This is a genomic window from Pseudomonas sp. PB120, assembly GCF_009761815.1.
Taxonomy (GTDB): Bacteria; Pseudomonadota; Gammaproteobacteria; order Pseudomonadales; family Pseudomonadaceae; genus Aquipseudomonas.
In genome coordinates this window covers 74197-100756 of the sequence record NZ_RWIN01000039.1, presented here as the reverse complement: position 1 = coordinate 100756, position 26560 = coordinate 74197, and the positions used below count along the sequence as shown (strand labels likewise).

Here is a 26560-nt window from a genome sequence, read left to right as displayed (position 1 = left end):
ACCCACTTATACCCACTGGAAAATTCTGTTTTCTCATCAGATACATTGATGACGCGACAAACGGCGGCTCCTTTCCAGCCATCGAGGTTGCTGGCCCATCGACGACGTAGTAACGTTTCTACATCAGGATATTCAGGAGGTCACCCATGATGGCCATCACCACCATTTCGAGCCGAGCATTCAACCAGGACACAAGTGGTGCCAAAAAAGCCACCCGCGAAGGCCCGGTTATCATCACTGATCGTGGCAAGCCCGCTCATGTGCTGCTAAGCATTGAGGAGTACCAAAAACTAACTGGCATGGGCGCTAGCATTGTCGATCTGTTGGTGATGCCGGAAGCGGCAGACATCGAGTTCAAGACCGAGCGCGCCGTGATCATTCACCGCCCCGTGGACCTGTCCTGATGTTTCTACTCGACACCAACGTCATTTCTGAACTGCGCAAACCCCAGGCGGACGCCAACGTCGTCGCCTGGGCCAAAAGCGTCATCGCTCCACGCCTGTTTATTTCGGCTATCACCCTGAAGGAACTCGAGACGGGAGTGCTGCGAATGGAGCGCCGCGATCCAGCGCAAGGGAAGGTATTGCGCACTTGGCTGAAGCGCCACGTCATACCCGCCTTCGATGCCAGAATCCTGCCGGTCGATGCGGCCGTGTCGCTACGCTGTGCCAGTTTGCATGTGCCGGACCAAGCCAATGAAAGCGACGCACTGATCGCCGCGACTGCGCTGGTTCATGGCCTGACAGTGGTGACCCGTAACACCGGTGATTTTCAATCCAGCGGCGTGGCTCTGATCAACCCATGGGAGGAATGAGTTCGCCGCCCCGGCAAAACCGTCCATAATTTACAAGTCAATTGATTCAAGTCATTACACCGTCGTTTGATTTCCACCAACGTGACCAAAGGTCGCACCCTTGAGCTAGAGCGACAGGCGTATCATTGCGCCACTGCAACACCTCTTTTTGACCGCGGTCGGCATGTACTGACCGAGGCATTTTTCCACTGCCGTGGGATGCAACGATGAGCAACCAGATTCCGGTACACGACGTCACCCCGCCCGCCAAGGACGCGAACAAAAGCGTCGACCTGTATGCCTCGCGAGAAAAAATCTACACCCGCGCTTTCACCGGGCTGTTCCGCAACCTGCGGATGTTCGGCGGTGCCGGGTTGTTCCTGTTGTATTTCGGCACGGTTTGGCTGAACTGGGGCGGTCATCAGGCAGTCTGGTGGAACCTGCCGGAGCGTAAATTCTTCATTTTCGGCGCGACCTTCTGGCCTCAGGACTTCATCCTGCTCTCGGGCATTCTCATCGTCAGTGCCTTCGGCTTGTTCTTCATCACCGTGTATGCCGGTCGCATCTGGTGCGGCTACACCTGCCCGCAAAGCGTCTGGACCTGGATTTTCATGTGGTGCGAAAAGGTCACTGAAGGCGACCGCAACCAGCGCATCAAGCTCGACAAAGCGCCGATGAGCGCCAATAAATTCCTGCGCAAATTCAGCAAGCACACGATGTGGCTGCTGATTGGCTTCGTAACGGGCATGACCTTTGTCGGTTACTTCTCGCCCATCCGCGAACTGGTGATCGACTTCTTCACAGGTGAAGCCGATGGCTGGTCGTATTTCTGGGTCGGTTTCTTCACCCTCGCCACCTATGGCAACGCCGGTTGGCTGCGCGAACAAGTGTGCATCTACATGTGCCCGTATGCGCGCTTCCAGAGCGTGATGTTCGACAAGGACACGCTGATCGTTTCCTACGACCCGCGCCGTGGCGAGAGCCGTGGCCCGCGCAAGAAAGGCATCGACTATAAGGCCCAGGGGCTCGGCGACTGCATCGACTGCACCATGTGCGTCCAAGTGTGTCCGACCGGCATCGACATCCGCGACGGCCTGCAAATCGAGTGCATCGGTTGCGCCGCGTGCATCGATGCCTGCGACGCCATCATGGACAAAATGGAGTACCCGCGCGGCCTGATCAGCTACACCACCGAGCACAACCTGTCCGGGCAGAAAACCCATAAACTGCGCCCACGGCTGATCGGCTATGCCGTGGTGTTGCTGACGATGATGGGACTGCTGGCGGGGGCTTTCTTCATGCGTTCGCTGGTCGGTTTCGACGTCAGCAAAGACCGCGTGCTGTACCGCGAGAACGCCGAAGGCCGGATCGAAAACGTCTACAGCCTGAAGATCATGAACAAGGACCAACGCGACCACACTTACGTGCTGGAAGCGGCCGGCCTGCCGGACCTCAAGCTGCAAGGCCGGCGCGAGATCAAAGTCGCCGCCGGCGAGATTTTCAGCCAGCCGGTCGAATTGTCCATCGCCCCGGAAAAACTGCCATCGAGCACCAACGAGGTGAAGTTCATCCTCAAGGATGCCGATGACGAATCCGTCCACATTGAAGCCAAGAGCCGATTCATCGGCCCACAAGTTCGTTGAGAGAAGTGACCATGACCGCAGCAAACGCCGCAAGCCCTTGGTACAAGCACCTTTGGCCGTGGATCATCATCGGGATTCTGGCCTGCTCGGTGACCCTGACCCTGTCCATGGTGACCATTGCGGTGAACAACCCGGACAACCTGGTCAACGACAACTACTACGAGGCCGGCAAGGGCATCAACCGGTCGCTCGACCGTGAACTGCTGGGGCAGACGCTGCTGCTGCGCGCCAGCGTTCATCTGGATGAGGTCACCGGCGAAGTCGACCTGCGCCTGACCGGCAACAGTCAGCCGAAAACCCTGGAGCTGAACCTGATTTCGCCGACGCAACCGGAGAAGGATCGCAAGATCACCCTCACCCGCAGCGAAACCGAGCAGGGCCGTTACATCGGCCAGTTGAGCGACAAGATTGAAGGCCGTCGTTTTGTAGAATTGCTGGGCGTGCAGGATGAAAAGACCTGGCGTCTGTTCGAAGAGGAACAGGTCGGCCATGACAAGGATTTGCTGCTGGGTGACGAACCGCTGCAAGGCGCTGAAGACTTGAAGAAGTAAAACGCCTGCAAATGCGATCAAATGTGGCGAGGGAGCTTGCTCCCGCTGGGGCGCGAAGCGGCCCCAAAACCTGCAGACAAATTCCTTCAGGGATAGCGCGTTCGCAAAATTGCGACTGCTTCGCAGCCGAGCGGGAGCAAGCTCCCTCGCCACAATGGTTTCCATGGCAACACACATGACCACCCAACTCCCCTGCTACCACTGCGCCCTGCCCGTTCCGGCCGGCAGCCGCTTCACCGCGGCCGTCCTCGGGGAAACCCGCGAGTTCTGCTGTCCGGGCTGCCAGGCCGTGGCCGAGGCCATCGTCGCCGGTGGGCTGGAAAGTTATTACCAGCACCGCAGCGAGTCATCGGCCAACCCGCAAGCGTTGCCCGTGCAGTTGGTGGATGAACTGGCGCTCTACGACCGCGCCGACGTCCAAGCCCCGTTCGTGCGCCACGACGGCGACCTATCGGAAACCACGCTGTTGATCGAAGGCATCAGTTGCGCCGCGTGCGGCTGGCTCATCGAGAAACACCTGCGCACCTTGCCCGCCGTGGCGGAAGCACGCCTGAACCTGTCCAACCATCGCCTGCACGTGCGCTGGGCCGACGCTCAATTGCCGTTGAGCCAAGTGCTCAGCGAGTTGCGGCACATCGGGTACGCCGCCCACCCGTATCAGGCCGACCGCGCCAGCGAACAACTGGCCAGCGAAAATCGCCTGGCCCTGCGCCAACTCGGCGTGGCAGGGCTGCTGTGGTTCCAGGCGATGATGGCAACCATGGCCACCTGGCCGGAATTCAACATCGACCTCAGCCCCGAGCTGCACACCATCCTGCGCTGGGTCGCGCTGTTCCTCACCACCCCGATCGTGTTCTACAGCTGCGCGCCGTTCTTCAAGGGCGTCATGCGCGACCTGCGCACCCGCCACCTGACCATGGACGTGTCGGTCTCGCTGGCCATTGGCAGCGCCTATGTCGCAGGGATCTGGACCTCGATCACCGGCGTCGGCGAGCTGTATTTTGATGCCGTCGGCATGTTTGCATTGTTCCTGCTGGCCGGGCGTTATCTGGAACGCCGCGCCCGGGAACGCACCGCCGCCGCCACCGCACAGCTTGTAAACCTGTTGCCCGCTTCATGCTTGCGCCTGAGTGCCGACGGCCAGAGCGAGCGGATCCTGCTCAGCGAGCTTCGCGTCGGCGATCAGGTGCTGGTGCATCCCGGCGCGATCCTCCCGGCAGACGGCAAGATCCTCGACGGCCAATCGAGTGTCGACGAATCCCTGCTGACCGGCGAATACCTGCCGCAACCCCGAGCCCGGGGCGATGCGGTGACTGCCGGCACCCTCAACGTCGAAGGCGCGCTGACCGTGGAAGTCCTCGCGCTCGGCCAGGACACACGACTGTCCGCCATCGTCCGCCTGCTGGACCGAGCCCAGGCGGAAAAACCACGGCTGGCGGAAATCGCCGACCGCGCCGCGCAATGGTTCCTGCTGCTGTCGCTGATTGCCGCCGCGGTCATCGGCCTGGTCTGGTGGCAGCTGGACGCGTCCCGCGCGTTCTGGATCGTCCTGGCGATGCTGGTTGCAACCTGCCCCTGCGCCCTGTCCCTCGCCACGCCGACCGCCCTCACCGCCGCCACCGGCACACTGCACAAGCTGGGTTTGCTGTTGACCCGGGGGCATGTGCTGGAAGGCCTGAATCAGATCGACACGGTGATTTTCGACAAGACCGGCACCCTGACTGAAGGACGCCTGGCGCTGCGCTCGATCCGCCCGCTCGGCACCCTCGACCGCGACCAATGCCTGAGCCTCGCCGCCGCCCTGGAAAACCGTTCCGAACACCCGATCGCCCGCGCGTTCGGGCGAGCACCGCTGGCGGCCGAAGAAGTCCACAGCACCCCCGGCCTGGGCCTTGAAGGATTGGTCGGCGAACAACGCTTGCGCATTGGGCAGCCGGCGTTTGTCTGCAATCTCAGTGGCGCACCCGTACCGACCATTCCAGATGAAGCCGGCCAATGGCTATTGCTCGGTGACAGCCAGGGACCGCTGGCCTGGTTTGTCCTCGACGACCGTTTGCGCGCCGATGCGCCCGCGCTGGTGCAAGCGTGCAAGGCTCGCGGCTGGCGCACGCTGTTGCTGTCGGGAGACAGCTCGCCGATGGTCGCCAGCGTTGCTGCGGAGCTGGGCATCGACGAGGCCCGTGGCGGCTTGCGCCCGGACGATAAATTGCGCGTGCTGCAGCAGCTGCACAGGGAAGGTCGCAAGGTGTTGATGCTCGGTGACGGGGTCAACGACGTGCCGGTGCTGGCGGCTGCCGACATCAGCGTGGCCATGGGCTCGGCCACCGACCTGGCGAAAACCAGCGCAGACGCGGTCCTGCTCTCGAACCGTCTCGATGCGCTGGTGCAGGCCTTCAGCCTGGCCCGGCGCACCCGACGGGTAATCATCGAGAACCTGCTGTGGGCCGGGTTGTACAATGGCCTCATGTTGCCGTTCGCCGCCCTCGGCTGGATCACGCCAGTGTGGGCCGCGGTGGGCATGTCCATCAGTTCGTTGACCGTGGTGTTGAACGCCCTGCGCCTGACTCGCCTGCCGAGCGCGCCTGCCGCCATCACCACGCCAGAAACCCGCCCGCAGCCGGCTTGAGCCGCGCGGGCATGGAGTCCAGATGCCAGCTCTCTATGTGATGATCCCGGCCGCGCTGCTGATCGTGGCCATCGCCGTCTACATTTTTTTCTGGGCGGTCGACAGCGGTCAGTACGACGACCTCGACGGTCCGGCCCACAGCATTCTGTTCGACGATCAGGACCCGAACCACAAGGCCGCGGTCGACGAAGCCAGCGGCCATCCGGCCGAACCGGACGACAAGGCGCCACCCCATGCTTGAACTGGCGCCACTGCTGGTGTCTGCGGTGATCCTCGGCGTGCTCGGTGGCGGCCATTGCCTGGGGATGTGCGGCGGCTTGATGGGCGCGCTGACCCTGGCGATTCCCAAGGAACAGCGCAGCCGACGCTTTCGATTGCTGCTGGCCTACAACCTGGGGCGAATTCTCAGCTACGCGACGGCCGGATTGCTGATCGGGCTGGCCGGCTGGGCGGTGGCCAACAGCCCGGCGGCGATGTTCATGCGGGTCATCGCCGGGTTGCTGTTGATTGCGATGGGCCTGTATCTGGCCGGTTGGTGGAGCGGCCTGACGCGTATTGAAAGCCTCGGTCGCGGTTTGTGGCGACATATCCAGCCGGTTGCCAACAGACTGCTGCCGGTGTCGAGCCTGCCTCGCGCTTTACTGCTGGGCGCGCTCTGGGGCTGGCTGCCATGCGGGCTGGTTTACAGCACGCTGCTGTGGTCGGCGAGCCAGGGCAATGCGCTGGACAGTGCGTTGTTGATGCTGGCGTTCGGGCTGGGCACCTGGCCGGTGCTGCTCGCCACGGGGCTGGCGGCCGAGCGGGTGACGGCATTGTTGCGTAAACGCAGCGTGCGCATGGCGGGTGGTTTGCTGGTGATTGTGTTCGGGATCTGGACACTGCCGGGGCCGCATCAGCATTGGCTCATGGGGCATTAGACCCTGTTTGGCCCATGGGACACTGATTCTGTGGCGAGGGAGCTTGCTCCCGCTGGACTGCGCAGCAGTCCCAGCTTTTGGGGCCACTTCGCGGCCCAGCGGGAGCAAGCTCCCTCGCCACAAAAACTGATCACTGCAAACGGTCGCTGTTGATGCAAATCAAGATGCCCCAACGCCGCACCCCATAGACTCGCCGACACAGCCAGCCTATCCGGGGGAATGCCCGCATGATGCTCGACGCCATTCGTTGGGACACCGACCTGATCCGCCGTTACGATCTGGCGGGCCCGCGTTACACCTCGTACCCGACCGCCGTGCAATTCGACGGGCGTGTTGGCACGTTCGACCTGTTCCACGCCCTGCGCGAAAGCCGCAAGGCCCTGCGTCCGTTGTCGCTGTATGTGCACGTGCCGTTCTGCGCGAACATTTGCTACTACTGCGCCTGCAACAAAGTCATCACCAAGGACCGCGGCCGCGCCCTGCCCTACTTGCAGCGCCTCGAGCAGGAAATCCAGCTGATCGCCTGCCACCTCGACCCGACGCAAAAGGTCGAGCAACTGCATTTCGGCGGCGGCACGCCCACCTTCCTCAGCCACGATGAACTGCGCCAGTTGATGGCCCAACTGCGCAAACACTTCAATTTGCTGGACGACGATTCGGGCGACTACGGCATCGAAATCGACCCGCGTGAAGCCGATTGGTCGACCATGGGCCTGCTTCGCGAACTGGGCTTCAACCGGGTCAGTATCGGCCTGCAGGACCTTGATCCAGCGGTACAGCGGGCGGTCAATCGCCTGCAAAGTCTGGAAGAAACCCGCGCAGTGATCGACGCCGCGCGGACCCTGCAATTTCGCTCGATCAACATAGATCTGATCTACGGCCTGCCACGGCAAACGCCCGAGAACTTCGCCCGCACGGTCGATGAGGTCATCAACCTGCAACCCGACCGCCTCTCGGTGTTCAATTACGCGCACCTGCCGGAACGCTTCATGCCGCAGCGGCGAATCAACGTCAACGAGCTGCCGACGCCGGCGCAGAAACTGGAAATGCTGCAGCGCACCATCGAACAACTGACCGCCGCCGGCTACCGCTACATCGGTATGGATCACTTCGCATTGCCCGACGATGAACTGGCAATCGCCCAGGAAGAGTCGACGCTGCAACGCAACTTCCAGGGCTACACCACTCACGGCCATTGCGACCTGATCGGCCTGGGCGTGTCCGCCATCAGTCAGATCGGCGATCTTTACTGTCAGAACAGCAGCGATTTGAATCAGTACCAAAACAGCCTGGCCTCTGCCCAACTGGCGACCAGCCGTGGCCTGTTGTGCAACGCCGACGACCGTTTGCGTCGCGCCGTGATCCAGCAATTGATCTGCCATTTCAGCCTGGAATTCGCCGAGATCGAACAGGCCTTCAACATCGATTTTCAGGGTTATTTCACTGAGCTCTGGCCGCAGTTGCAAGGCATGGCCGAGGACGGGCTGATCGAGCTCGACAACGACAGAATCACCATACTGCCGGCCGGGCGATTGCTGGTGCGCTCGGTGTGCATGGTGTTCGACGCGTATCTGGAACAACAGAATCGCCAACGGTTTTCGCGGGTGATCTAAGTCCTACGGCAAAGTCGCCGCCTGCTGGCCTGAATGTCCTTTCGTGGGTTACCCTTACGTCTTATGTGTGATTTCCCACAAGGATTGAAGAAATGTCCGAGCCAGTAAAGCTGCGCGCTCATAACCAGGCCCATTGCAAGGATTGCAGCCTGGCCCCCCTCTGTTTGCCACTTTCTCTGAATCTGGAAGACATGGATGCGCTGGACGAGATCGTCAAACGTGGTCGCCCGCTGAAAAAAGGCGAATTTCTGTTCCGCCAGGGCGACACGTTCGATTCCGTCTACGCCGTTCGCTCAGGCGCACTCAAGACGTTCAGCCTGAGCGATGTCGGTGAAGAGCAGCTCACGGGTTTCCATCTGCCGAGCGAGCTGGTGGGCCTGTCGGGCATGGACACCGAAAAACACCCGGTGTCGGCGCAGGCGCTGGAAACCACCTCAGTCTGTGAAATCCCCTTCGAACGCCTCGACGAACTGGCCCTGCAGTTGCCGCAACTGCGCCGTCAGTTGATGCGGGTGATGAGTCGCGAGATCCGTGACGACCAGCAAATGATGTTGCTGCTGTCGAAGAAAACCGCGGACGAGCGCATCGCCACCTTCCTGGTCAACCTGTCGGCCCGTTTCCGCGCCCGGGGATTCTCGGCCAATCAGTTCCGCCTGAGTATGTCGCGCAACGAAATCGGCAATTACCTGGGCCTCGCGGTGGAAACCGTGTCCCGGGTGTTCACGCGCTTCCAGCAGAACGAACTGATCGCCGCCGAAGGCAAAGAAATCCATATCCTTGATCCGATCCAACTCTGCGCCCTGGCCGGTGGCTCGATCGAGGGCTGATCCCGACGAACGCGGCTGAGCGAAACGGTTCAGCCGCCGTTATACTGCGACGTTTGCAGCCTGCCAGGACAACTCGACGATGGCCTTCGACTCCTTCGACATCAAATCCCTGATCCGCCCAGTGATCGACTTCCCCAAGCCGGGTGTGATCTTTCGCGACATCACCCCGCTGTTCCAGTCGCCCCGGGCCCTGCGCCTGGTGATGGACAGCTTTGCCCAACGTTACGTCGAAGCCGATTTCACCCACATCGGCGCGATGGACGCCCGTGGTTTCCTGATTGGCTCAGTGCTGGCCTATCAGTTGAACAAGCCGCTGGTGCTGTTCCGCAAGCAGGGCAAATTGCCGGCCGATGTTCTGGCCGAGGGTTATGCGACCGAATACGGCGAAGCCTTCCTTGAAGTGCATGCCGACAGTTTGTGTGAAGGCGATTCGGTGGTGATGTTCGATGACCTGATCGCTACCGGCGGGACGCTGATTGCGGCGGCCAACCTGATTCGTCGAATGGGCGCGCGGGTTCATGAAGCGGCGGCGATTATTGATCTGCCGGAGTTGGGTGGTTCGCAGCGCTTGGAAGATATGGGAATTCCTACGTTCTGCCTGACGCAGTTTGCGCTGTCCGATAAGTAAGCGGCGTTTGTAAGGACGCCATCGCGAGCAGGCTCGCTCCCACAGGGGTTTTGTGAACACCAAAAATCCATGTGGGAGCGAGCTTGCTCCGGGCGGCGTTCCGGCGATGGCGTCAGCCGCTACACCGCAATACTCAAAGCCCCATCTGCTTGCTGATGATCTCGTTCATCACTTCCCGGGTCCCGCCACCGATCGACAGAATCCGGTTGTCCCGATACAACCGCTCCACCAGGCTTTCGCGCATATAACCCAACCCGCCCAGTATCTGCACCGCGTCCGTGGTGATGCGATCCGCGGTGTCGGTCGCGAAGTTTTTGGCCATGGAAATCTCCTTGATCACACTCTGTCCCGCCGCCATTTTTGCGGCCTGGCGATAGGTGAACTCACGCGAAACTTCCAGCGCCGTGGCCATTTCCGCGAGGCGGTGCTTGAGCACCTGAAACTTGCCGATCGGCTTGCCGAAGGCTTCACGCTGACGGGCCCATTTCAGGCTTTCCTCCAGCGCCAGCTGCGCGGTCATGTTGGCCATCAGCGCCAGCGCCAGGCGTTCGCTCTGGAAGTTGCCCATGATGCAAGCGAACCCCATGTTCTCGGCACCGATCAGGTTGCCAGCCGGAACGCGGCAATCATCGAAGAACAGCTCGGCCGTATCTGACGCCCACCAGCCCATTTTCTTCAACTGACGGCCGACGGTGAAACCGGGGGTGCCCTTCTCGATCAGCAGCAGACTGATGCCGCCAAATCCCGGCGCGCCCGTGCGCACCGCGACGGTGTAGAAGTCCGCACGGATGCCGCTGGTGATAAAGGTTTTGCTGCCGCTGACCCGGTAGACATCGCCGTCGCGCACGGCACGGGTTTGCAGATTGGCCACGTCGGAACCGCCGCTGGGCTCGGTCACGGCCAGGGCGCTGATCTTCTCGCCAGTCAGCACCTGCGGCACCACGCGGTCGCGCACTTCAGGCCGGGCCCACTTGAGGATCGGCGGCAGGCCGATGTCCAGCGATCCGAGGCCCGCCACCAGGCCGCCGGAGCCGCATCGCATCAGCTCTTCGCTGGCGGCAATTTTGGCGAACAGATCACCTTCGTGGCTGCCGCCGAACGCTTCGGGATAACCGATCCCCAAAATCCCCGCGACGCCGGCCTTGAGGTAAAGCTCACGTGGGAAGCTTTCGGCTTCTTCCCACTGATCAATGTCCGGAAGAATCTCGCGTTCGACGAAACGTCTGACGCTGTTGCGGACCAATTGGTGGCTGGGATCGAAGTATTCCTGAAAGGCAGGCATCGGCGAACTCCACTGAGGGGTTTCGCGACGTTAACCGAGCGCTTGCTTGGTTTTCAACTGGATTGTGTGAATCCGGGAGACCGAGGTGCGGCTATCGCGAGCAGGCTCACTCCTACAGGGGATTTATGAACGCCGCAATTGTGTGAATCAGGTGGACCGAGGCTTGCCCGCGAAGGCGTCAGCCCAGACAACAGGATTTTGTGAATGCCACAACCCCATGTGGGAGCGAGCCGGCTCCGGGCGGCGTTCCGACGATGGGGCCGGTTCAGGCACTACAAGGCAATCGGCTTACGCCCAGCGAACGAATGTGCCAATGTCCCGCCATCCACCAGTTCCAGCTCCCCACCCAGCGGCACGCCATGGGCGATCCGCGAAGCGATCAGGCCTTTGTTGCTGAGCAACTGCGCGATGTAATGCGCCGTCGCCTCACCTTCCACCGTCGGGTTGGTCGCCAGGATGACTTCAGTAAAGGTCCCGGCGTCTTCGATTCGCGCCATCAATTGCGGGATGCCAATCGCCTCTGGCCCCAGACCGTCAAGCGGCGACAAATGCCCCTTGAGCACGAAGTAGCGACCCCGGAAACCGGTCTGCTCCACCGCGTAGACATCCATCGGCCCTTCGACCACACACAACAAGGTGTCATCGCGGCGCGTGTCCGCGCATTGCGGGCACAGATCGTCTTCCGTCAGCGTGCGGCACAAGCGGCAATGGCCTACCCCTTCCATGGCCTGGCTCAGCGCCAGCGCCAGGCGCGAACCACCGCTGCGATCACGCTCGAGCAGTTGCAGCGCCATGCGCTGGGCGGTTTTCTGACCCACACCCGGCAGCGTACGCAGGGCATCGATCAGTTGGCGAATCAAAGGGCTGAAGCTCATGGGGAAACGTCCGACAAAACAACGAGACGCGGTTTATACCCGCGCCTCTCTTTAGCGTCAAATACTCAGTCTTGCGCGACCCGCACCACCAGTTTGCCGAAGTTGCGTCCTTCCAGCAGACCGATGAACGCCTCGGGCGCCTGTTCCAGGCCATCGACCACGTCTTCGCGGAACTTCACTTTGCCATCACGCACCCACGGCGCCATCGCACTGACGAATTCCGGCTGACGATCGCCGTAGTCATCGAACACGATAAAGCCCTGGATGCGCACGCGCTTGGTCAGCAACGTGCGCTGCAATTGCGGCAAGCGATCCGGGCCGGCGGGGGCTTGGGTAGCGTTGTAGGACGCAATGAGGCCACACAAAGGAATTCGCGCCTTGGGGTTAAGTAGCGGCAACACGGCCTCGAAGACTTTTCCGCCAACGTTCTCGAAGTAAATGTCGATGCCGTTGGGACACGCCTGGGCCAACTCGGCAGCGAAGTTCGGGCTCTTGTGGTCGACGCAGGCGTCAAATCCCAACTCGTCGATCACATAGCGGCATTTTTCCGCGCCACCGGCTACGCCGACGACACGCAGGCCCTTGATCTTCGCCACTTGCCCGACCACCGATCCCACCGCGCCCGAGGCCGCCGCCACCACCAGGGTCTCACCGGCCTTGGGCTGGCCGATGTCCATCAGGCCCATGTAAGCGGTCATGCCCGGCATGCCCAGCACACCCAGCGCCATCGACGGGCTCGGCAGCCCGGACGGCACCGGAATGATGTTGCGGCCGTCGCTGATGCTGTGGCTCTGCCAACCGGTGGAGCCGACCACCACGCCCCCTTCCTGAAACTTCGGATTCAGCGAACGCTCGACGCGGCTGACAGCGCCCCCGGTCATCACACCGCCGATTTCGACCGGCGCGGCGTAGGACGGCGCGTCACTCATGCGCCCGCGCATGTACGGGTCCAGGGACAGGAAGAGGGTTTTGAGCAGCACCTGCCCGTCGGCGAGTTCTGGCAGCGCTTCCCGTTCCAGGCGGAAATTTTCCGGGGTCGGCGCGCCTGTGGGGCGGGACGCCAGGACGATTCGTTGGTTGAGAGTCAATGCGTCTGACATGTGAGCGTCTCCTTTTGAATGTGGCGGTGGTGTAGGGAGAAGACCGTTTTTGGGGTGGGGTGTTCGATGTTTCGTGTGTGGGACCGAGTCGACCTCATCGCGAGCAGGCTCGCTCCCACATTGGATCTTTGGTGTTCATAAAATCCCTGTGGGACCGGGTTGACCTCATCGCGAGCAGGCTCGCTTCCACATCGGATCTTTGGTGTTCACAAAATCCCTGTGGGAGCGAGCCTGCTCGCGATGGCGGCCTGACAGACACAATAAATCCAACTGACAGAAACAAAAATGCCAGGCGCAATGCCTGGCATTTTTTTGTAGCTCATCCGACGCGCTTTAGCGAATCAGAACGGCAGCTTCATGCCCGGTGGCAATTGCATGCCAGCGGTCACGCCGGACATTTTGTCCTGGCTGTTGGCTTCGATCTTGCGCACGGCATCGTTGACGGCGGCGGCGAAAACAGCCTCCAGCATCTCCTTGTCGTCTTCGCTCAAGCCTTCGACCAGGCTTGGATCGATGGTCACACGCTTGACGTCGTGACGACCGGTCATCACCACGGTGACCATATCGCCGCCGGCTTTACCGGTGACTTCGGCGTTGGCCAGTTCTTCCTGCATCTTGGCCATTTTTTCCTGCATCTGCTGCGCCTGCTTCATCAGGCCGGCCATGCCACCTTTCATCATGGGAATCACCTCAAACGTACTTGGATTAAAACAGCGCCCGGCTTGTGGCCGAACGCCTTCAGTTATTAGCCCTGACTGACCAGGGCTTCGACAGGTTCAATAGTATCGTTACGGACCACTGCACCGAACTGCTGCATCATCTGCTGGATGAACGGATCGCCATGGATCGACTCTTCGGCCTCGCGCTGACGGTTCGCCCGGCGCCGGGACGCGGCCTGGGCCGGGGTTTCCTGCTCGGGCTTGATCAGCTCCATGCTGAGGGTCAGCGTACGCCCGTGATACTGATTCAGCGCATCGTTGAGACGACGCTGCTGGGTCGGATTGAACAAGGCGCTGTGAGCCGGATCGAGGTGCATCAGCCAGTTGTCGCCATCGACGGCGATCAGCGTGCAGTTGGCGGCGATGCTGCCAGTCATACCGGAGATCGGCAATTTCGGAAACAATTCCAGCCATTGCAGCGCCAGCCCGGTGGCCGGCATCGCGGCCGGTTCAGGCTCGGGCTCAGGCACCGGCTCGGCAGCGTGCTCGCTGGCCAGTTCATCCAGGTAACTGTAGGCCGAATCCATGTCCGGCTCGATGTAGTCTTCGTCCAGCGGCGGCTCGTCGTCCAGGTCCATGCCCGGCGTGGCGGCATCGACGTCGGCCACGGAGGGTTCCGGGATCGGCGCGGCGGCCCACTCTGGCGCATCCGGCACCACGCTGTCCGGCGTCGGCAACGGCATGGGCGCCAGCTCGGGCTGTTCGCTGGCGGTTTCCAGCACCGGCTCGACGGCAGGTTGCTGGACGGGCTCAGGTTCGACCGGGTCATTCCATGGCAGGTCGACCACGGCTTCGACCGCAACGGGTTCGACCACAGGCTCTGGCACGACAATCGGCGCAACCGGTTCTGGCTCGGGCGCTGGAGCAGGAACGGGAGCAATCGGAGCAGGTGCAACTGCCGCAGCGACTACCGGCGCAACTTTCGGCGCGGCAGCCACTGAATTTGCGGAATCAACTGTGGCCTGGCTGATCCCCACTGGCTTTAGCGGTTGCCTCGGGGCGTCCGCGGTGTCAGCCGGGCGGAAGGCGAGCATCCGCAACAGGACCATTTCGAAACCACCACGGGGGTCTGGCGCCAGCGGCAGATCGCGGCGGCCAATCAGGCCCATTTGGTAGTAGAACTGCACATCTTCGGCCGGCAGCGCCTGTGCCAGCGCCAACACCCGGTCGCGATCGCCCTGGCCGTTGTCGACACCTTCAGGCAAGGCTTGGGCGATGGCAACGCGGTGCAACACGTTGAGAATTTCCGAGAGCACACCGTTCCAGTCCGGGCCCTGTTCGGCCAGATGACGGACCGCTTCGAGCAACGCCTTGGCGTCGCCTTCGATCAGCGCATGCAGGACGTCGTAGACCTGGCCGTGATCAAGCGTGCCAAGCATCGCCCGTACGTCGGCGGCCATGACCTTGCCTTCACCGAACGCGATGGCCTGGTCGGTCAGGCTCATGGCATCGCGCATCGAACCGTCGGCCGCACGACCGAGCAGCCACAGTGCGTCGTCTTCGAACGGCACGTTCTCCACACCCAAAACGTGGGTCAAATGCTCGACCACCCGTTCCGGTGTCATGTTTTTCAGGGAGAACTGCAGGCACCGCGACAGAATGGTTGCTGGAAGTTTCTGCGGGTCGGTGGTGGCCAGGATGAACTTGACGTAGGGCGGCGGCTCTTCGAGGGTTTTCAACAGCGCATTGAAGGAATGGCTGGAGAGCATGTGCACTTCGTCGATCAGGTAGACCTTGAAGCGCCCACGGCTTGGCGCGTACTGCACGTTGTCGAGCAGCTCGCGGGTGTCCTCGACCTTGGTGCGGCTCGCAGCGTCGATCTCGATCAGGTCGACGAAACGGCCTTCATCGATTTCGCGGCACACCGAGCACTCGCCGCAAGGCGTCGAAGTGATACCTGTTTCACAGTTCAGGCATTTGGCGATGATCCGCGCGATGGTGGTCTTGCCCACCCCCCGCGTCCCCGTGAAGAGGTACGCGTGGTGCAGCCGCTGGCTGTCCAAGGCGTTGATCAGAGCCTTGAGCACATGGGTCTGGCCGACCATTTCGCGGAACGAGCGCGGACGCCATTTACGTGCAAGAACCTGATAACTCATCGAAAACCGTCGCAACGAAGGAACAGAAGCGGCTAATGCTAGCGGAGCAAGGCCAAAATTGCATCCGGCGCGCTCGTCTAATCTGGCTAAGATGCACTTTGGGGGCTTCTATCGGCCCGAAGGTTTAACCGTAACGGAGTGTTTATGCGGCTGGCCTTGGGGGCGTTGCTGTTAATAAGCCTGAATGTTGCAGCGGCTGACGTGCCGTTGCGCTTTGTGGTGCCAGACAGTTGGGCCATGCCGATGGTGCAACTGGAGCGCGGCCGTCCGACTCAGGGCATCCTGTATGACGTGATGCTCAGTCTCGCGACCCAGGTCGGCGTGCCGGCCGAATTTCATGTACTGCCCCGGGCGCGGGTACAGAACGCCATGGAACATGGCGAGGTCGATGTCCGCTGCTACGCCGCGCAGTCCTGGCTGCCGAATCAGTCGGGGGACTATATCTGGAGCGTTCCACTGTGGACGCAAAATGATCTGCTGATCAGCCGGCAAGACCCGCTCAACTCGATAATACCGGCCAGCCTGTCGCGACAACCGATCGGCACGGTGCTCGGCTACAGCTACCCCACCCTGCAACCCTTGTTCGACAGCGACCGCTTGCACCGCGATGACGCGCGCAATCAGGAGCAGGTACTGGAAAAACTCCAGGCCGGTCGCTATCGCTACGCCGTGAGCAACCAATGGACGCTGGACTGGTTCAATCAGCGCCTGTTGCCCGGTCGCCAGCTGCAAGCGGTGACGGTGCTGCAGGAACAGCATGTCGGTTGCTACGTACGCAACGACCCGAAAGTGCCGGTGCAGCGGATTCTGCGCACCTTGTTGCGGATGAAAATGTCGGGGGAGATCGATGACATTATCCGGTTGTATATCGGGGGCGATTAACACCGCTCGTTGACGACCACAATACCGCTCACGAACGAACACCCCACCGCTCACGAATGAAACACAATATCGCTCACGAACGAACATCCCACCGCTCACGAACGAAACACAATATCGCTCACGAACGAACATCCCACCGCTCACGAACGAAGCACAATATCGCTCACGAACGAACATCCTGTAGCAGCTGGCGAAGCCTGCGTTCGGCTGCGCAGCAGTCGCAAAATCAGGCGACGCGGTGTTTCAGTAATATCTCGCGCTCAGGTTTTACGACTGCTGCGCAGCCGAACGCAGGCTTCGCCAGCTGCTACAAAATGTGTTGTGTTTGAGGAATCGGGGACGACAAAAAACCGCCCTTGGACGAGGTCCATGGCAGTGCAAAATCAAGAGTTTGAAATCAGATAACGCGAGAGAGACTCGCGGTGCGTTATGGAGGCAACCCCACCAGCCACACCCCGGCACACAATGTTCCCGCTGTGGCTGCTTCCTTCCGGATCTGACCAGGTTCACGGGTAATCGTTGCGGGGGGACCGATGGGGTCACCATAACGACGCTCACCTGACGGCGAGCCGCGCCATTGTACCTATCTGAGACGAAGTTACAACCGTTCGGACGGATTAAAAAATATGAGCCGCTTCAAGGACATGCGTCAGCGCTTTAAAAGCGCCGGACCTTGAGCGGCCGCGCTGGAAACCCTGCCTTGAAAGGGCCGTCACTTTATTGCGTTTACTTTTCCCAGTCCGCCTTGGCGATGTGCAAACCGTGCAGGCCCTTGTACGCGGCGCGCTCCGGTTGGCTCCAGCCTTGCAACAACGAATCGTCCAAACGATAAATCTCCACACCCAACGGACGGCAGACGCTCAGCGGGTCCTGCGCATCCGGCCCCCACATGGCCAACGACAGATCGCCGCCGGGACAGGTCGACAGTGCACACAGCAGATCAATCTCGGCAAAGAACTCCAGGTAGTCGCCCTTCTGCGCCGGGCAGGCCTTCATGAAGTACATGTCATCGTGATTCAGACCGGTGCACTGGAAAATGTTGAGCACGTCATGCACATCGAACTCGGTCAGCCCGTGAGGCAGAACGGCGCGGGTCAGGTTCGAGTGGCAGTGATGATGGAAATCCTCACCGGTGAGCATTTTGTTCACATAAGGGTCGCAACGGGTGCCGAGCAAATCATGCAGACGCCCGCCATGTTCGTCGATGCCGTAACCGGCCAGGCTGTCATCGGTGATGGTTACCAGCGGCCGCAGAAAGGGCAGGTTCGACCAGAGCCGGTCGTGGGTGCTGACGTGAGCGCCCTGCAACTGCCGGGTCCGCGCCGCCCATAGGCGTTCACGCGGGTCGTTGGCGTTCCAGACGTTGAAGTCTCCGACTTGCGGCCCGACCGGTGTGGTCACGCGAAACACATGCCCGGCCGGCACTTTCCAGGCACGGCCGGTGCGGATCGGCACTTCGAACGACTCGATCAGCGTGCGCCCCTCCTTCGCGTCTCGAACTCGCTCATAAAAGGGTTTATCCACCTGCAAGGCCGAGCCTTTGCTGACTTGATAGGCCGCCGGATAGTCTTTGTACATGGCACGCTTCCTCGATCAGTGAGGGGACGAAGGTGCAAGCATCTGCACCAGGAGGTGTTCTGAATCGTCGAGATAAAGGCTCATGGCATCTTCGGCCGCGCGCTTCTCGCCCTCGGCCAGCAATTCATGGATCTGTCGGTCGCGCGCCAGCCAGGGCGCCTGAAAACGCGATTCATCAGGCGCAGTGCAAAACACCAGGCGCAGCTGTGCGACGACATTGGTGAAGAACTCATCGAACAGCGGGCTGCGCAGCAAGCCGACGATGTGCTGATGAAAGGCCAGACTGTGAGTACCGACGGCGCGCCAATCCTCGCGCTCGCGGGCCAGCTCGGTGGCCTCCAGTGCTTCGAGCATTCGGTCGGATTGATAGTCGCGCAGCGGACGACTGGTACTGATGGCTTGCAACTCCAGGGTCCTACGGACGTTAAACAGATCCCGCACGTCCTCGACACCCAGTCGGCGCACCATCACGCCTTTATTGCGCACATAACGGGTCAGGCCTTCCTGCCCAAGGCGATGCAACGCTTCACGAATGGTGTTGCGAGAGGCGTTGTAGGCCGACACCAGATCATTTTCCACCAGCGCCATGCCGGGCAGCAAACGACCACCGATGATGTCGGCGCGCAGCTCCAATGTGATGTGATCGGCCAGTGACAGTCCGCTGTTCATACTCATTGCCTCAAGATTGTTCAACAATCACTGAGTAAGGAGTAACCACGATTCGTGCCACTGATTACGACCGTCTTCGATCAAGATCGACGCATCTGCATGCTTTTTAGAAGTAGAAGTACAATCACCATCCCATTTCCATTGGTTAATATGGCGCATTGTTGCGGAGATTCGACATGCGTTACTCGCAGGACCACAAAGCCCAGACACATCAACGCATTATCAAGGAGGCCTCAGAACGCTTTCGGCGCGATGGCATTGGCGCGACGGGTCTGCAACCGCTGATGAAAGCGCTGGGGCTGACGCATGGCGGGTTTTATTCGCACTTCAAATCCAAGGACGAACTGGTGGAAAAGGCCCTGCAAGCCGCTGGCGATCAGGTCGATGGCCTGTGCGCCGAAATTTTCGCGCAGGAACGTCCGCTGGACGTGTTCATCGACACCTATCTGTCCGAATGGCACCAGACTTCGCCTCACGAAGGCTGCCCGTTGCTGACCATGTCATCGGAACTGGGGATGCGCGGACAGCCGAGCCCGACCACCGACGTGGTGCTCAACGCCCGGCTTGAACAAATTGAAAATACGCTCGAGGGCGATGACGCCGCTGATCGCAGCATCGTCATTATGTCCACGCTGATCGGCGCGCTGCTGCTATCGCGCAGCGTCGAGAATCCAGAGCTGGCCCAGCGGATTCTCGACGTCACTCGCGAGCACCTCAAACAAACGCAGGATTAACCCTCCCAGCGCTTGAACAGCACGCTGGCATTCACCCCGCCGAATCCGAAGCCGTTGGACAGCGCGTACTCGATGGCCATCGGCCGCGCCTTGCCATGGACGATGTCCACGCCTTGAGCCGCAGGGTCAGGTTTCTCGAAGTTGAGGGTGGCCGGCACAATCTGATCGCGAATCGCCAACAGCGTGAAGATCGCCTCTATCCCGCCGGCGGCGCCCAGCAAATGCCCCGTCGCTGACTTGGTCGACGTGACCGCAATCTTGTTATCGGCACCGAACAACGCCTTGATCGCCGCCAGCTCCCCCAGATCGCCGACCGGCGTCGAGGTCGCGTGAGCATTCAGGTGCTGCACCTGCGCCGCAGAAACGCCGGCCTGAGCCAGCGCGAGTGACATCGCCCGACGCGCACCGCTGCCATCCTCCGGCCCAGCCGTCAGGTGATAGGCATCGGCGCTGGTGCCGTAACCGACCAGCTCAGCCAGCGGTTGCGCGCCGCGAGCCAAGGCATGCTCCAGGGATTCGATCACCAGAACGCCGGCGCCCTCGCCCATGACAAAACCGTCGCGATCACTGTCGAATGGACGCGAGGCGCGCTCAGGCGTTTCGTTGAAACCGTTGGACAAGGCACGAGCCGCCGCAAACCCCGCAAGGCTGACGCGATCGATTGCCGCCTCCGCGCCACCGCACACCGCAATGTCCGCCTCGCCACTGCGAATCAATCGCGCGGCATCACCAATCGCCTGAACCCCGGCAGCGCATGCCGTCACCGGCGCACCCAACGGCCCCTTGAAACCATGCTGGATCGAGACATGACCCGCCGCGAGATTGACCAAGAACGACGGAATGGTAAACGGCGATAAACGTCGCGGGCCACGACTGTCCGTGGTGCGCACCGCATCGGCAATCGCGCCGAAACCACCCACGCCGGAACCGATAATGGTCGCGGTGCGCTCCTGGGCATTGGCGTCCAGCGCCTGCCATCCGGCTTGCTCCAATGCCTGACGCGCCGCTTCCATGGCGAACATGATGAAGCGGTCCATCTTCTTCTGCTCTTTGGGCGGAATGGCCCGGTCCGGATCAAAACCGGCTTGCGCATCCTCCGCCAGCGTCGGCACTGCGCCACCGACCTTGGCCGGCAGATCGGCAACTACCTCGTCCGGCAAATTGCGCAAACCGGAACGCCCCGCCAACAGACGCGCCCAAACCGCTTCGACACCACTACCCAGCGGCGACACCAGGCCCATGCCTGTGACAACTATTCGACGAGCACTCATACCGCAAACACCTCGGGTCGATTCATGGCGCCTCACTTGTATCGCGCGGCGGCTGTACTTTTAGACAGATTCGGCGCCATCACATGACGCGCCGCAACAAAGGCATCCCAATCGGCCGCATTCGGCAACGAAGGAATGGTGACCAACTCACCCTGGTCCAGACCCGACAACGCCGCGTCGACCATCTCCCCCGCTTCCATGACCATGTCGGCCGGAATCTGGGAAGCATCGATACCGGAGCGTTCCCAGATTTCAGTGCGTGTTACGCCTGGCAACACCGCCTGGACCTTGACCCCCGTGCCATCCAGTTCGGCATTCAACGACTGGGTAAGACTTAGCACATACGCCTTGCTTGCGCTGTAGGTGGCGTTGAAACGTTCCGGAAACAGTGCCACCACCGAAGCGATGTTGATGATCGTACCGCGACCGGCCCTGGCGAAACTGGCCGCCGCTGCCGATGCCAATCGCGTCACTGTCGTTACATTCAACTGAATCATGCGCTCCAGTTGATCCATGTCGGAATTGGCCAGCAAACCATCAGCGGCCACCCCGGCATTGTTCAGCAACAGGCTGATACTCGAATCACTGCGCAGACGCTGCTCCAGCTTTAGCACATCGTCCTTCTGCGTGAGGTCGGCCTTGATCACCTCGACCTGAACCCCGTGCTCGGCGCGCAACGTGCTCGCCGCCGCTTGCAACCGCTGTTCGTCGCGAGCGACCAACAACAAATCAAAACCACGCGCCGCCAACCGCTCAGCGTAAACCGCGCCGATACCGGAAGAGGCACCGGTGACGAGGGCCGTACCTTGGGACTGGGTGGAAGTCATGACTGTGCTCCTGAGAGAGACTTGGGAGAGAACAAGCGCCTGGGACTTCAGAACGCTTCGGCGGAAACTGAAATTATTATAGGCATAATCTGGACGCTATATGATAGCCGTAATTTTTCTTCCGCCGACAGAAGGCGCAACTTCACAGCAATCGCCAGAATGCAGAAAGGCCGGTCAATGACCGGCCCCTGGCGCTGAACCTACAGCTTAGTTCACCTCGATTATCTCGCGATTTTTATCCAGAATCGCTTTGCCGATCCCTTTCACTTCCAGCAATTCGTCCACCGACGCAAACGGCCCATTACTGTCACGATACGCAACAATCGCCTTCGCCTTGGCCTCACCCACACCCGACAACTCGCGCTGCAGGGTCGGCGCATCGGCCCCGTTCAGGTCGACCTTGCCGGGTTGTGCCTTGGCGGATGTTTCCAGGACGATGGGGGGATTGCCCGCCTCAGGCTTGACCGTCGGCGCAGCAACAGCACCTATTGATACGCTGGTGAGCAGGGCAAAAACCAGAGAGTTGAAAAAGCCAGTACGCATAAATGAAGCTCCATGAAATCGATTGAGAAAGCAGCTTTTCCGAAGCTGCCTTCCAAACTTAGGCGATGTCTGGAGCCTGTCAAAAATGTGTCCGTTACCGGATGTGAAACAATCAGGGTTCGAGGCGGCGCTGCTGGTAGATCCAGTCGACGATATCGCCGTCGGGGGTATATCCGCTGACGGTTTCGCGCAGGATCTGCCGAACGCGAGCGTAATCATCCTCGTCGACGGCCTTCAGCAACTCCGTCAGACGGACCTTGAGCACATCCCAAGGCAGGTGATCCTCGTTGGCGCTCATGATCATCGGGTGCGGGGTCGCCGACACGTTATCGCCAATCAGCAACTCTTCGTAAAGCTTTTCGCCGGGACGCAAACCGGTAAATTCGATAGAAATGTCGCCTTGCAGATTCTTGTCCGAGCGAACGCTCAATCCGGACAGGTGAATCATCTTCTCGGCCAGCTCGACAATTTTTACCGGTTCGCCCATGTCCAGCACAAACACATCACCGCCCTGCCCCATGGAACCGGCCTGGATCACCAATTGCGCGGCTTCAGGGATGGTCATGAAATAACGGGTGATTTTCGGGTGAGTGACCGTCAACGGTCCACCCGATTTGATCTGGCTGTGGAAAAGTGGAATCACTGAACCAGAGGACCCCAACACATTGCCAAAGCGAACCATGGTGAAACGGGTCTTGTTGACCCGGGAGACATTGCCCTTGTCGCCAAACAACACCGGAGCGATTTCACGACTGAGGGCCTGAAGGGTCAACTCGGCCAAACGCTTGGTGCTGCCCATGACATTGGTCGGCCGTACGGCCTTATCGGTGGAAATCAGCACAAAGTTGGCAACACCCGACTGCAACGCTGCCTGAGCGGTGTTGAGCGTACCAATGACGTTGTTCAGCACGCCTTCGGCAATGTTGTGCTCAACCATGGGGACGTGTTTATACGCGGCGGCGTGGTAGACAGTTTCGACGCCCCAGGTCTTCATGACATCCAGAAGCTTGCCCTGGTGACGAACGGACCCGAGGATCGGCAGCAATCGCACAGGCGTCGACTTCCGACTGGCGCGCTGCTCCAGTTCCGACAAAATGCTGTAGAGGTTGAATTCACTGTGGTCGAACAGCAACAGCGTGGTTGGGCCAAGTGCAAAGATCTGTCGGCATAGCTCCGAGCCGATCGAACCGCCTGCACCGGTGACCATCACGGTCTTGCCTTTGATGCAGTGCTCAAGCAGGTCCGGCTGCGCGGGCACCGAATCGCGCCCCAGCAAGTCGGCAATGTCCACTTCCTGAATGTCTTCGACCTTCACCCGGCCGCTGGCCAGGTCGGTAAAGTTCGGAACGCTGCGGATGTGAAGCGGAAAACGCTCCAGCATCGTGAGAATTTCCCTGCGGCGGGAGCGGGTCGATGACGGGAGGGCCAGGAGGATTTCCTGGGCGCCGGTTTCGTCGATCATTTGTTGGATGTGCTTGGGTTTATAGACCTGCAGGCCGGCAATCGATCGGTCCGCAATACCTGGATCATCATCCATAAACGCTACCGGGCGCATCACCCGGCCCATCCGCAACGCGGCTACCAGCTGGTTACCCGCGACACCGGCGCCGTAGATAGCGACTTTGGTCAGTCCGTCGTCACGGCTTGTAAATGGCAAATGTTGCCCGCCATTGAACCAGTCGCCCATGAAATATTGGCGCATGCACAGGCGCAGGCCACCGATGATGACGAGGCTCAGCCACCAGTAGTTGAAGATGATGGAGCGCGGGACGATCGCTTGGTGGTTGCTATACCAGTAAACCACTAAAGCCAAAATAAGAGACGAAAGGCTAACTGCCTTGATAATCGCGATCAGCGCGTCGTTACCGAAATAACGCAAGACGGCGCGATACATACCAAAACGAATGAACAAAGGGATCGCAACAACGGGAGCACACACAAAGAGCCAAAAATGGACCCTGATGGGATTGTACATATCGTCAATCCCAAGTCGCACGATAAACGCTAGCCAGAGCGCAACCCATACGAGAATAACGTCAGTGGCGACCTGCAAGAGGCGCTTTTTTCGACGCGGGAGGTCGAGCAGAGAAGACCTGATTTTATCCATAACATCGTCAGCCACTGAATTCCGCTCCGTCACTAGGTTTGCACACGCTTTCATTTATGCTCAGTTATTGTACGCAATGGAAAAAATAGCGGCTACAGAGTTGTCGCAAGCTACAAATCCTGCTGGCTTCGCTGCACGTACCACCGAACCTCCCCCCCGAGGGCGCCGCACGCCCAAACTCTCTCAACCGATACTCCCGGGCCAGCTTGGGGCCGAACGACCTAGGATCGAACACGTTGCTCCCGGACATACGGCTGTCGGCTGCCTAGGTTCCTCCATACAGGTCAGCAGAATGGTTTCATGAACAGTTTGTGATATTTTATGCGTTCTAACACATGCAATATTGAATGTCGGACCTATCTTTAGATTCACACATAGATGAAACAATATGGAAATCATCGGATTGCCTACAGATAAAAAATCAAAAATATCCTGCTCTGCAGAACCAAGCTGCAACCATGCCAGCGTAGCAATACTGATGTGCACTTATAACGGAGAGCAATTTCTAAGACAACAGCTGGATTCATTTTATAATCAAACGCATAAAAACTGGGTACTTATAGTATCAGATGATGGATCAACAGACAGTACAATAGAAATATTGGATGAATTTTCTAAGCGCTTGAATCCCGGACAACTTCGCGTTATATACGGACCCAAGAAAGGTTATGTAAAAAACTTCTTAGATATTACGCGACGCGTAGAATCGACAGCGGATTTTTACGCATGGGCCGACCAGGATGATATATGGATCGAGAACAAAGTCGAAGCCGCACTGGGTATGTTGAAGTGCTACGAGAGCAAAGTACCAGCGCTTTATTGCGGTCGCACTCAACTCATAAATGAGTCAGGAACATCCATTGGCCATTCAATTAAATTCAGCCGAGAACCACAATTTCTTAATGCGTTAGTTCAAAGCATAGGCGGCGGAAACACAATGGTTTTCAATCGCTCATCTTTAGAATTGCTTAATCGAGCAAGCAATGGCCTGGACGTCGTTTCCCATGACTGGTGGGCGTATCAACTTATATCTGGGGCAGGAGGAAAAGTTCTTTACGACAACATCGCAAGAGTCCTCTATCGGCAACACTCAAAAAACATTATTGGAGATAAAAGAAACTGGCTCAACAAGGCGCGCCACATAACCAAGGTCTTCGAAGGCCTTCATTTGGAATGGAACGACAAAAATATTCATGCACTAGAACTAACGCGTGATTGTCTGAGCAACGAAAACAAAACCATTTTGGATATTTTCAAAACCGCCAGAAAGGATAAATTTATGAAAAGGATATCCCGACTATTTAGACTTGGCATTCATAGGCAGACATTTACTGGCAATATCGCGTTGTACCTCGCAATACTTTTCGGAAAAATTTGAACAGTGAAGCTCAATTAGAAAAGTAAGCAGGGTATGAGACGTCAGATCAAAAAAGGTACAAACAATGATCGTTACGCCAGCCACCTTGCTACGCTGATTGGACAGGTGACATCAGATAGTAATCCTACAACAGTTAGCATCAGCGAAATTTCAGCGCTCATGATGCGCCTTTACCTAGCCATCATCCGCCAACAGATTCCCACCAATGGCTTGTAAGCTGGCGCAATTAGCGACAGAATATCCGCCGCTAAAAATCCTCCGCGATCCCGAAAATAAGGTGTGCTGGTAGGGACTGGAGATGCGAAAGTGCATCATTCGACTCCTGGGCAACCAGCCCAAGCGCTGTGTATATTTAAGCGATCCGTGCTGCATCGCGGGGCCAGCACAGCAACGGCTTCAGCGCCAAAATCCCTACAATAAGCATCTGGCATCTCAAGAAACGTAGACGGAGACTACCAAAAAAATGAAAACGGCACGTCTGGGGACCGTTGGCCTTATCCCGTTCGAACCGAAAATGCCTGGCATTGGCAGATTAGTGCCACTGCGACGTCCAGATGGCACGCCAGTAGCCGAACCTAAAAGCTACGACAGGAGTCGTTCAAAATACCCACATGAGAACGAATCTCATCCGAGCCCTGCTCAAATTGACCGAACCAAGGCGAAAATCACGGCTCACACCTTTGTAGGTATGACTCCTGCAGAACGTTTTTCGGGAAGCCTTTGTACTTCAAATTTGATGAATCCCATGATCAAAGCTCTTGAGCATCTTGCATTAGTTCATGAATGGGTCAACTCACGAAACGAAAAGAGTCGTGAATTGATTCACTCTGATATTGATCGCAAAGCATGTACCCGAAAAAACTATATGCTCAACGCAATACAAGCGTGGAACTGAATTAGA

General features: G+C 59.2%; 26 protein-coding genes and 1 other RNA gene. 15 read left to right on the top strand and 12 right to left on the bottom strand.

Features of this window, described 5'->3' with window-relative positions; all coding sequences use genetic code 11:
• Positions 1-149: 149 nt before the first annotated feature.
• From EJA72_RS07815 to EJA72_RS07770, 10 genes are all read left to right on the top strand, one after another.
• On the top strand, positions 150-404 hold the full coding sequence (locus tag EJA72_RS07815; protein ID WP_178129174.1) for a type II toxin-antitoxin system Phd/YefM family antitoxin: 255 nt from the start codon (positions 150-152) through the stop codon (positions 402-404).
• Positions 404-814 (top strand): type II toxin-antitoxin system VapC family toxin, encoded by a 411-nt coding sequence (locus tag EJA72_RS07810; RefSeq protein ID WP_157710918.1) that lies wholly within the window; start codon positions 404-406, stop codon positions 812-814. The genes EJA72_RS07815 and EJA72_RS07810 overlap by 1 nt, the downstream gene beginning before the upstream one ends.
• Positions 815-1020: 206 nt before the next feature.
• Positions 1021-2436 (top strand): cytochrome c oxidase accessory protein CcoG, encoded by a 1416-nt coding sequence (gene ccoG, locus EJA72_RS07805; RefSeq protein ID WP_157710917.1) that lies wholly within the window; start codon positions 1021-1023, stop codon positions 2434-2436.
• An 11-nt stretch (positions 2437-2447) separates the two neighbouring features.
• The gene (locus EJA72_RS07800; protein WP_157710916.1) at positions 2448-2987 is read left to right on the top strand and encodes a FixH family protein; all 540 of its coding nucleotides are present in this window, start codon (positions 2448-2450) and stop codon (positions 2985-2987) included.
• Between the two features lie 175 nt (positions 2988-3162).
• Complete coding sequence (locus EJA72_RS07795) at positions 3163-5613, top strand: heavy metal translocating P-type ATPase (protein WP_157710915.1); 2451 nt, start codon at positions 3163-3165, stop codon at positions 5611-5613.
• A gap of 22 nt (positions 5614-5635) precedes the next feature.
• The gene (ccoS, locus tag EJA72_RS07790; protein WP_157710914.1) at positions 5636-5854 is read left to right on the top strand and encodes a cbb3-type cytochrome oxidase assembly protein CcoS; all 219 of its coding nucleotides are present in this window, start codon (positions 5636-5638) and stop codon (positions 5852-5854) included.
• Positions 5847-6530, top strand: coding sequence for a sulfite exporter TauE/SafE family protein (locus EJA72_RS07785; protein ID WP_157710913.1), 684 nt, complete (start codon positions 5847-5849; stop codon positions 6528-6530). The genes ccoS and EJA72_RS07785 overlap by 8 nt, the downstream gene beginning before the upstream one ends.
• 230 nt (positions 6531-6760) lie before the next feature.
• A complete protein-coding gene (gene hemN / locus EJA72_RS07780) occupies positions 6761-8143 on the top strand; it encodes an oxygen-independent coproporphyrinogen III oxidase (protein WP_157710968.1) in 1383 nt (460 codons plus the stop codon).
• Between the two features lie 92 nt (positions 8144-8235).
• Entirely contained in the window at positions 8236-8970 is a 735-nt protein-coding gene (gene fnr / locus EJA72_RS07775; protein WP_157710912.1) for a fumarate/nitrate reduction transcriptional regulator Fnr, read from the top strand.
• Positions 8971-9049: 79 nt separating this feature from the next.
• A complete protein-coding gene (locus EJA72_RS07770) occupies positions 9050-9598 on the top strand; it encodes an adenine phosphoribosyltransferase (protein ID WP_157710911.1) in 549 nt (182 codons plus the stop codon).
• A 133-nt stretch (positions 9599-9731) separates the two neighbouring features.
• On the opposite strand, the gene EJA72_RS07765 is transcribed toward EJA72_RS07770, so the two are convergent.
• The 5 genes from EJA72_RS07765 to dnaX form a co-directional block, all read right to left on the bottom strand.
• The gene (locus tag EJA72_RS07765) at positions 9732-10880 is read right to left on the bottom strand and encodes an acyl-CoA dehydrogenase family protein (protein ID WP_157710910.1); all 1149 of its coding nucleotides are present in this window, start codon (positions 10878-10880) and stop codon (positions 9732-9734) included.
• Between the two features lie 272 nt (positions 10881-11152).
• Positions 11153-11755: a recombination mediator RecR gene (gene recR, locus EJA72_RS07760; RefSeq protein WP_157710909.1), complete on the bottom strand. Its 603-nt coding sequence runs from the start codon at positions 11753-11755 to the stop codon at positions 11153-11155.
• Between the two features lie 65 nt (positions 11756-11820).
• Positions 11821-12855, bottom strand: a complete 1035-nt coding sequence (locus EJA72_RS07755) for an NADP-dependent oxidoreductase (RefSeq protein WP_157710908.1) — start codon at positions 12853-12855, stop codon at positions 11821-11823.
• A gap of 341 nt (positions 12856-13196) precedes the next feature.
• Positions 13197-13535: a YbaB/EbfC family nucleoid-associated protein gene (locus EJA72_RS07750; RefSeq protein ID WP_007905413.1), complete on the bottom strand. Its 339-nt coding sequence runs from the start codon at positions 13533-13535 to the stop codon at positions 13197-13199.
• Positions 13536-13600: 65 nt separating this feature from the next.
• Complete coding sequence (gene dnaX / locus EJA72_RS07745) at positions 13601-15670, bottom strand: DNA polymerase III subunit gamma/tau (RefSeq protein ID WP_157710907.1); 2070 nt, start codon at positions 15668-15670, stop codon at positions 13601-13603.
• A gap of 144 nt (positions 15671-15814) precedes the next feature.
• Between dnaX and EJA72_RS07740 the strand changes: the two genes are divergently transcribed.
• Entirely contained in the window at positions 15815-16552 is a 738-nt protein-coding gene (locus tag EJA72_RS07740) for an ABC transporter substrate-binding protein (protein ID WP_157710906.1), read from the top strand.
• Between the two features lie 439 nt (positions 16553-16991).
• Here EJA72_RS07740 and ffs read toward each other — a convergent pair.
• The 3 genes from ffs to EJA72_RS07725 all read right to left on the bottom strand — a co-directional run bounded on the left by ffs (position 16992) and on the right by EJA72_RS07725 (position 18799).
• An RNA gene (gene ffs, locus EJA72_RS07735) (signal recognition particle sRNA small type) lies at positions 16992-17088 on the bottom strand.
• A gap of 190 nt (positions 17089-17278) precedes the next feature.
• Positions 17279-18130 carry a DUF1989 domain-containing protein gene (locus tag EJA72_RS07730; protein ID WP_157710905.1) on the bottom strand — a complete coding sequence of 284 codons (852 nt, stop codon included), beginning with the start codon at positions 18128-18130 and terminating at the stop codon, positions 17279-17281.
• Positions 18131-18145: 15 nt separating this feature from the next.
• A complete protein-coding gene (locus tag EJA72_RS07725) occupies positions 18146-18799 on the bottom strand; it encodes a GntR family transcriptional regulator (RefSeq protein ID WP_157710904.1) in 654 nt (217 codons plus the stop codon).
• Between the two features lie 176 nt (positions 18800-18975).
• Here EJA72_RS07725 and EJA72_RS07720 point away from each other — a divergent pair, with 176 nt between their 5' ends.
• A complete protein-coding gene (locus EJA72_RS07720) occupies positions 18976-19533 on the top strand; it encodes a TetR/AcrR family transcriptional regulator (RefSeq protein ID WP_157710903.1) in 558 nt (185 codons plus the stop codon).
• On the opposite strand, the gene fabF is transcribed toward EJA72_RS07720, so the two are convergent.
• The 4 genes from fabF to EJA72_RS07700 all read right to left on the bottom strand — a co-directional run bounded on the left by fabF (position 19530) and on the right by EJA72_RS07700 (position 24281).
• Positions 19530-20804: a beta-ketoacyl-ACP synthase II gene (gene fabF, locus EJA72_RS07715; protein WP_157710902.1), complete on the bottom strand. Its 1275-nt coding sequence runs from the start codon at positions 20802-20804 to the stop codon at positions 19530-19532. The genes EJA72_RS07720 and fabF overlap by 4 nt on opposite strands.
• A 32-nt stretch (positions 20805-20836) precedes the next feature.
• Positions 20837-21631, bottom strand: a complete 795-nt coding sequence (locus EJA72_RS07710; RefSeq protein WP_157710901.1) for an SDR family oxidoreductase — start codon at positions 21629-21631, stop codon at positions 20837-20839.
• A 207-nt stretch (positions 21632-21838) separates the two neighbouring features.
• The gene (locus EJA72_RS07705) at positions 21839-22174 is read right to left on the bottom strand and encodes a helix-hairpin-helix domain-containing protein (protein WP_157710900.1); all 336 of its coding nucleotides are present in this window, start codon (positions 22172-22174) and stop codon (positions 21839-21841) included.
• A gap of 112 nt (positions 22175-22286) precedes the next feature.
• Complete coding sequence (locus EJA72_RS07700) at positions 22287-24281, bottom strand: nucleoside-diphosphate sugar epimerase/dehydratase (RefSeq protein WP_157710967.1); 1995 nt, start codon at positions 24279-24281, stop codon at positions 22287-22289.
• A gap of 388 nt (positions 24282-24669) precedes the next feature.
• Between EJA72_RS07700 and EJA72_RS07695 the strand changes: the two genes are divergently transcribed.
• The 3 genes from EJA72_RS07695 to EJA72_RS07685 all read left to right on the top strand — a co-directional run bounded on the left by EJA72_RS07695 (position 24670) and on the right by EJA72_RS07685 (position 26554).
• On the top strand, positions 24670-25659 hold the full coding sequence (locus EJA72_RS07695) for a glycosyltransferase family 2 protein (protein ID WP_256679650.1): 990 nt from the start codon (positions 24670-24672) through the stop codon (positions 25657-25659).
• Between the two features lie 33 nt (positions 25660-25692).
• Entirely contained in the window at positions 25693-25875 is a 183-nt protein-coding gene (locus tag EJA72_RS07690) for a hypothetical protein (RefSeq protein ID WP_157710899.1), read from the top strand.
• Positions 25876-26122: 247 nt separating this feature from the next.
• Entirely contained in the window at positions 26123-26554 is a 432-nt protein-coding gene (locus EJA72_RS07685) for a hypothetical protein (protein ID WP_157710898.1), read from the top strand.
• Positions 26555-26560 lie beyond the last annotated feature (6 nt).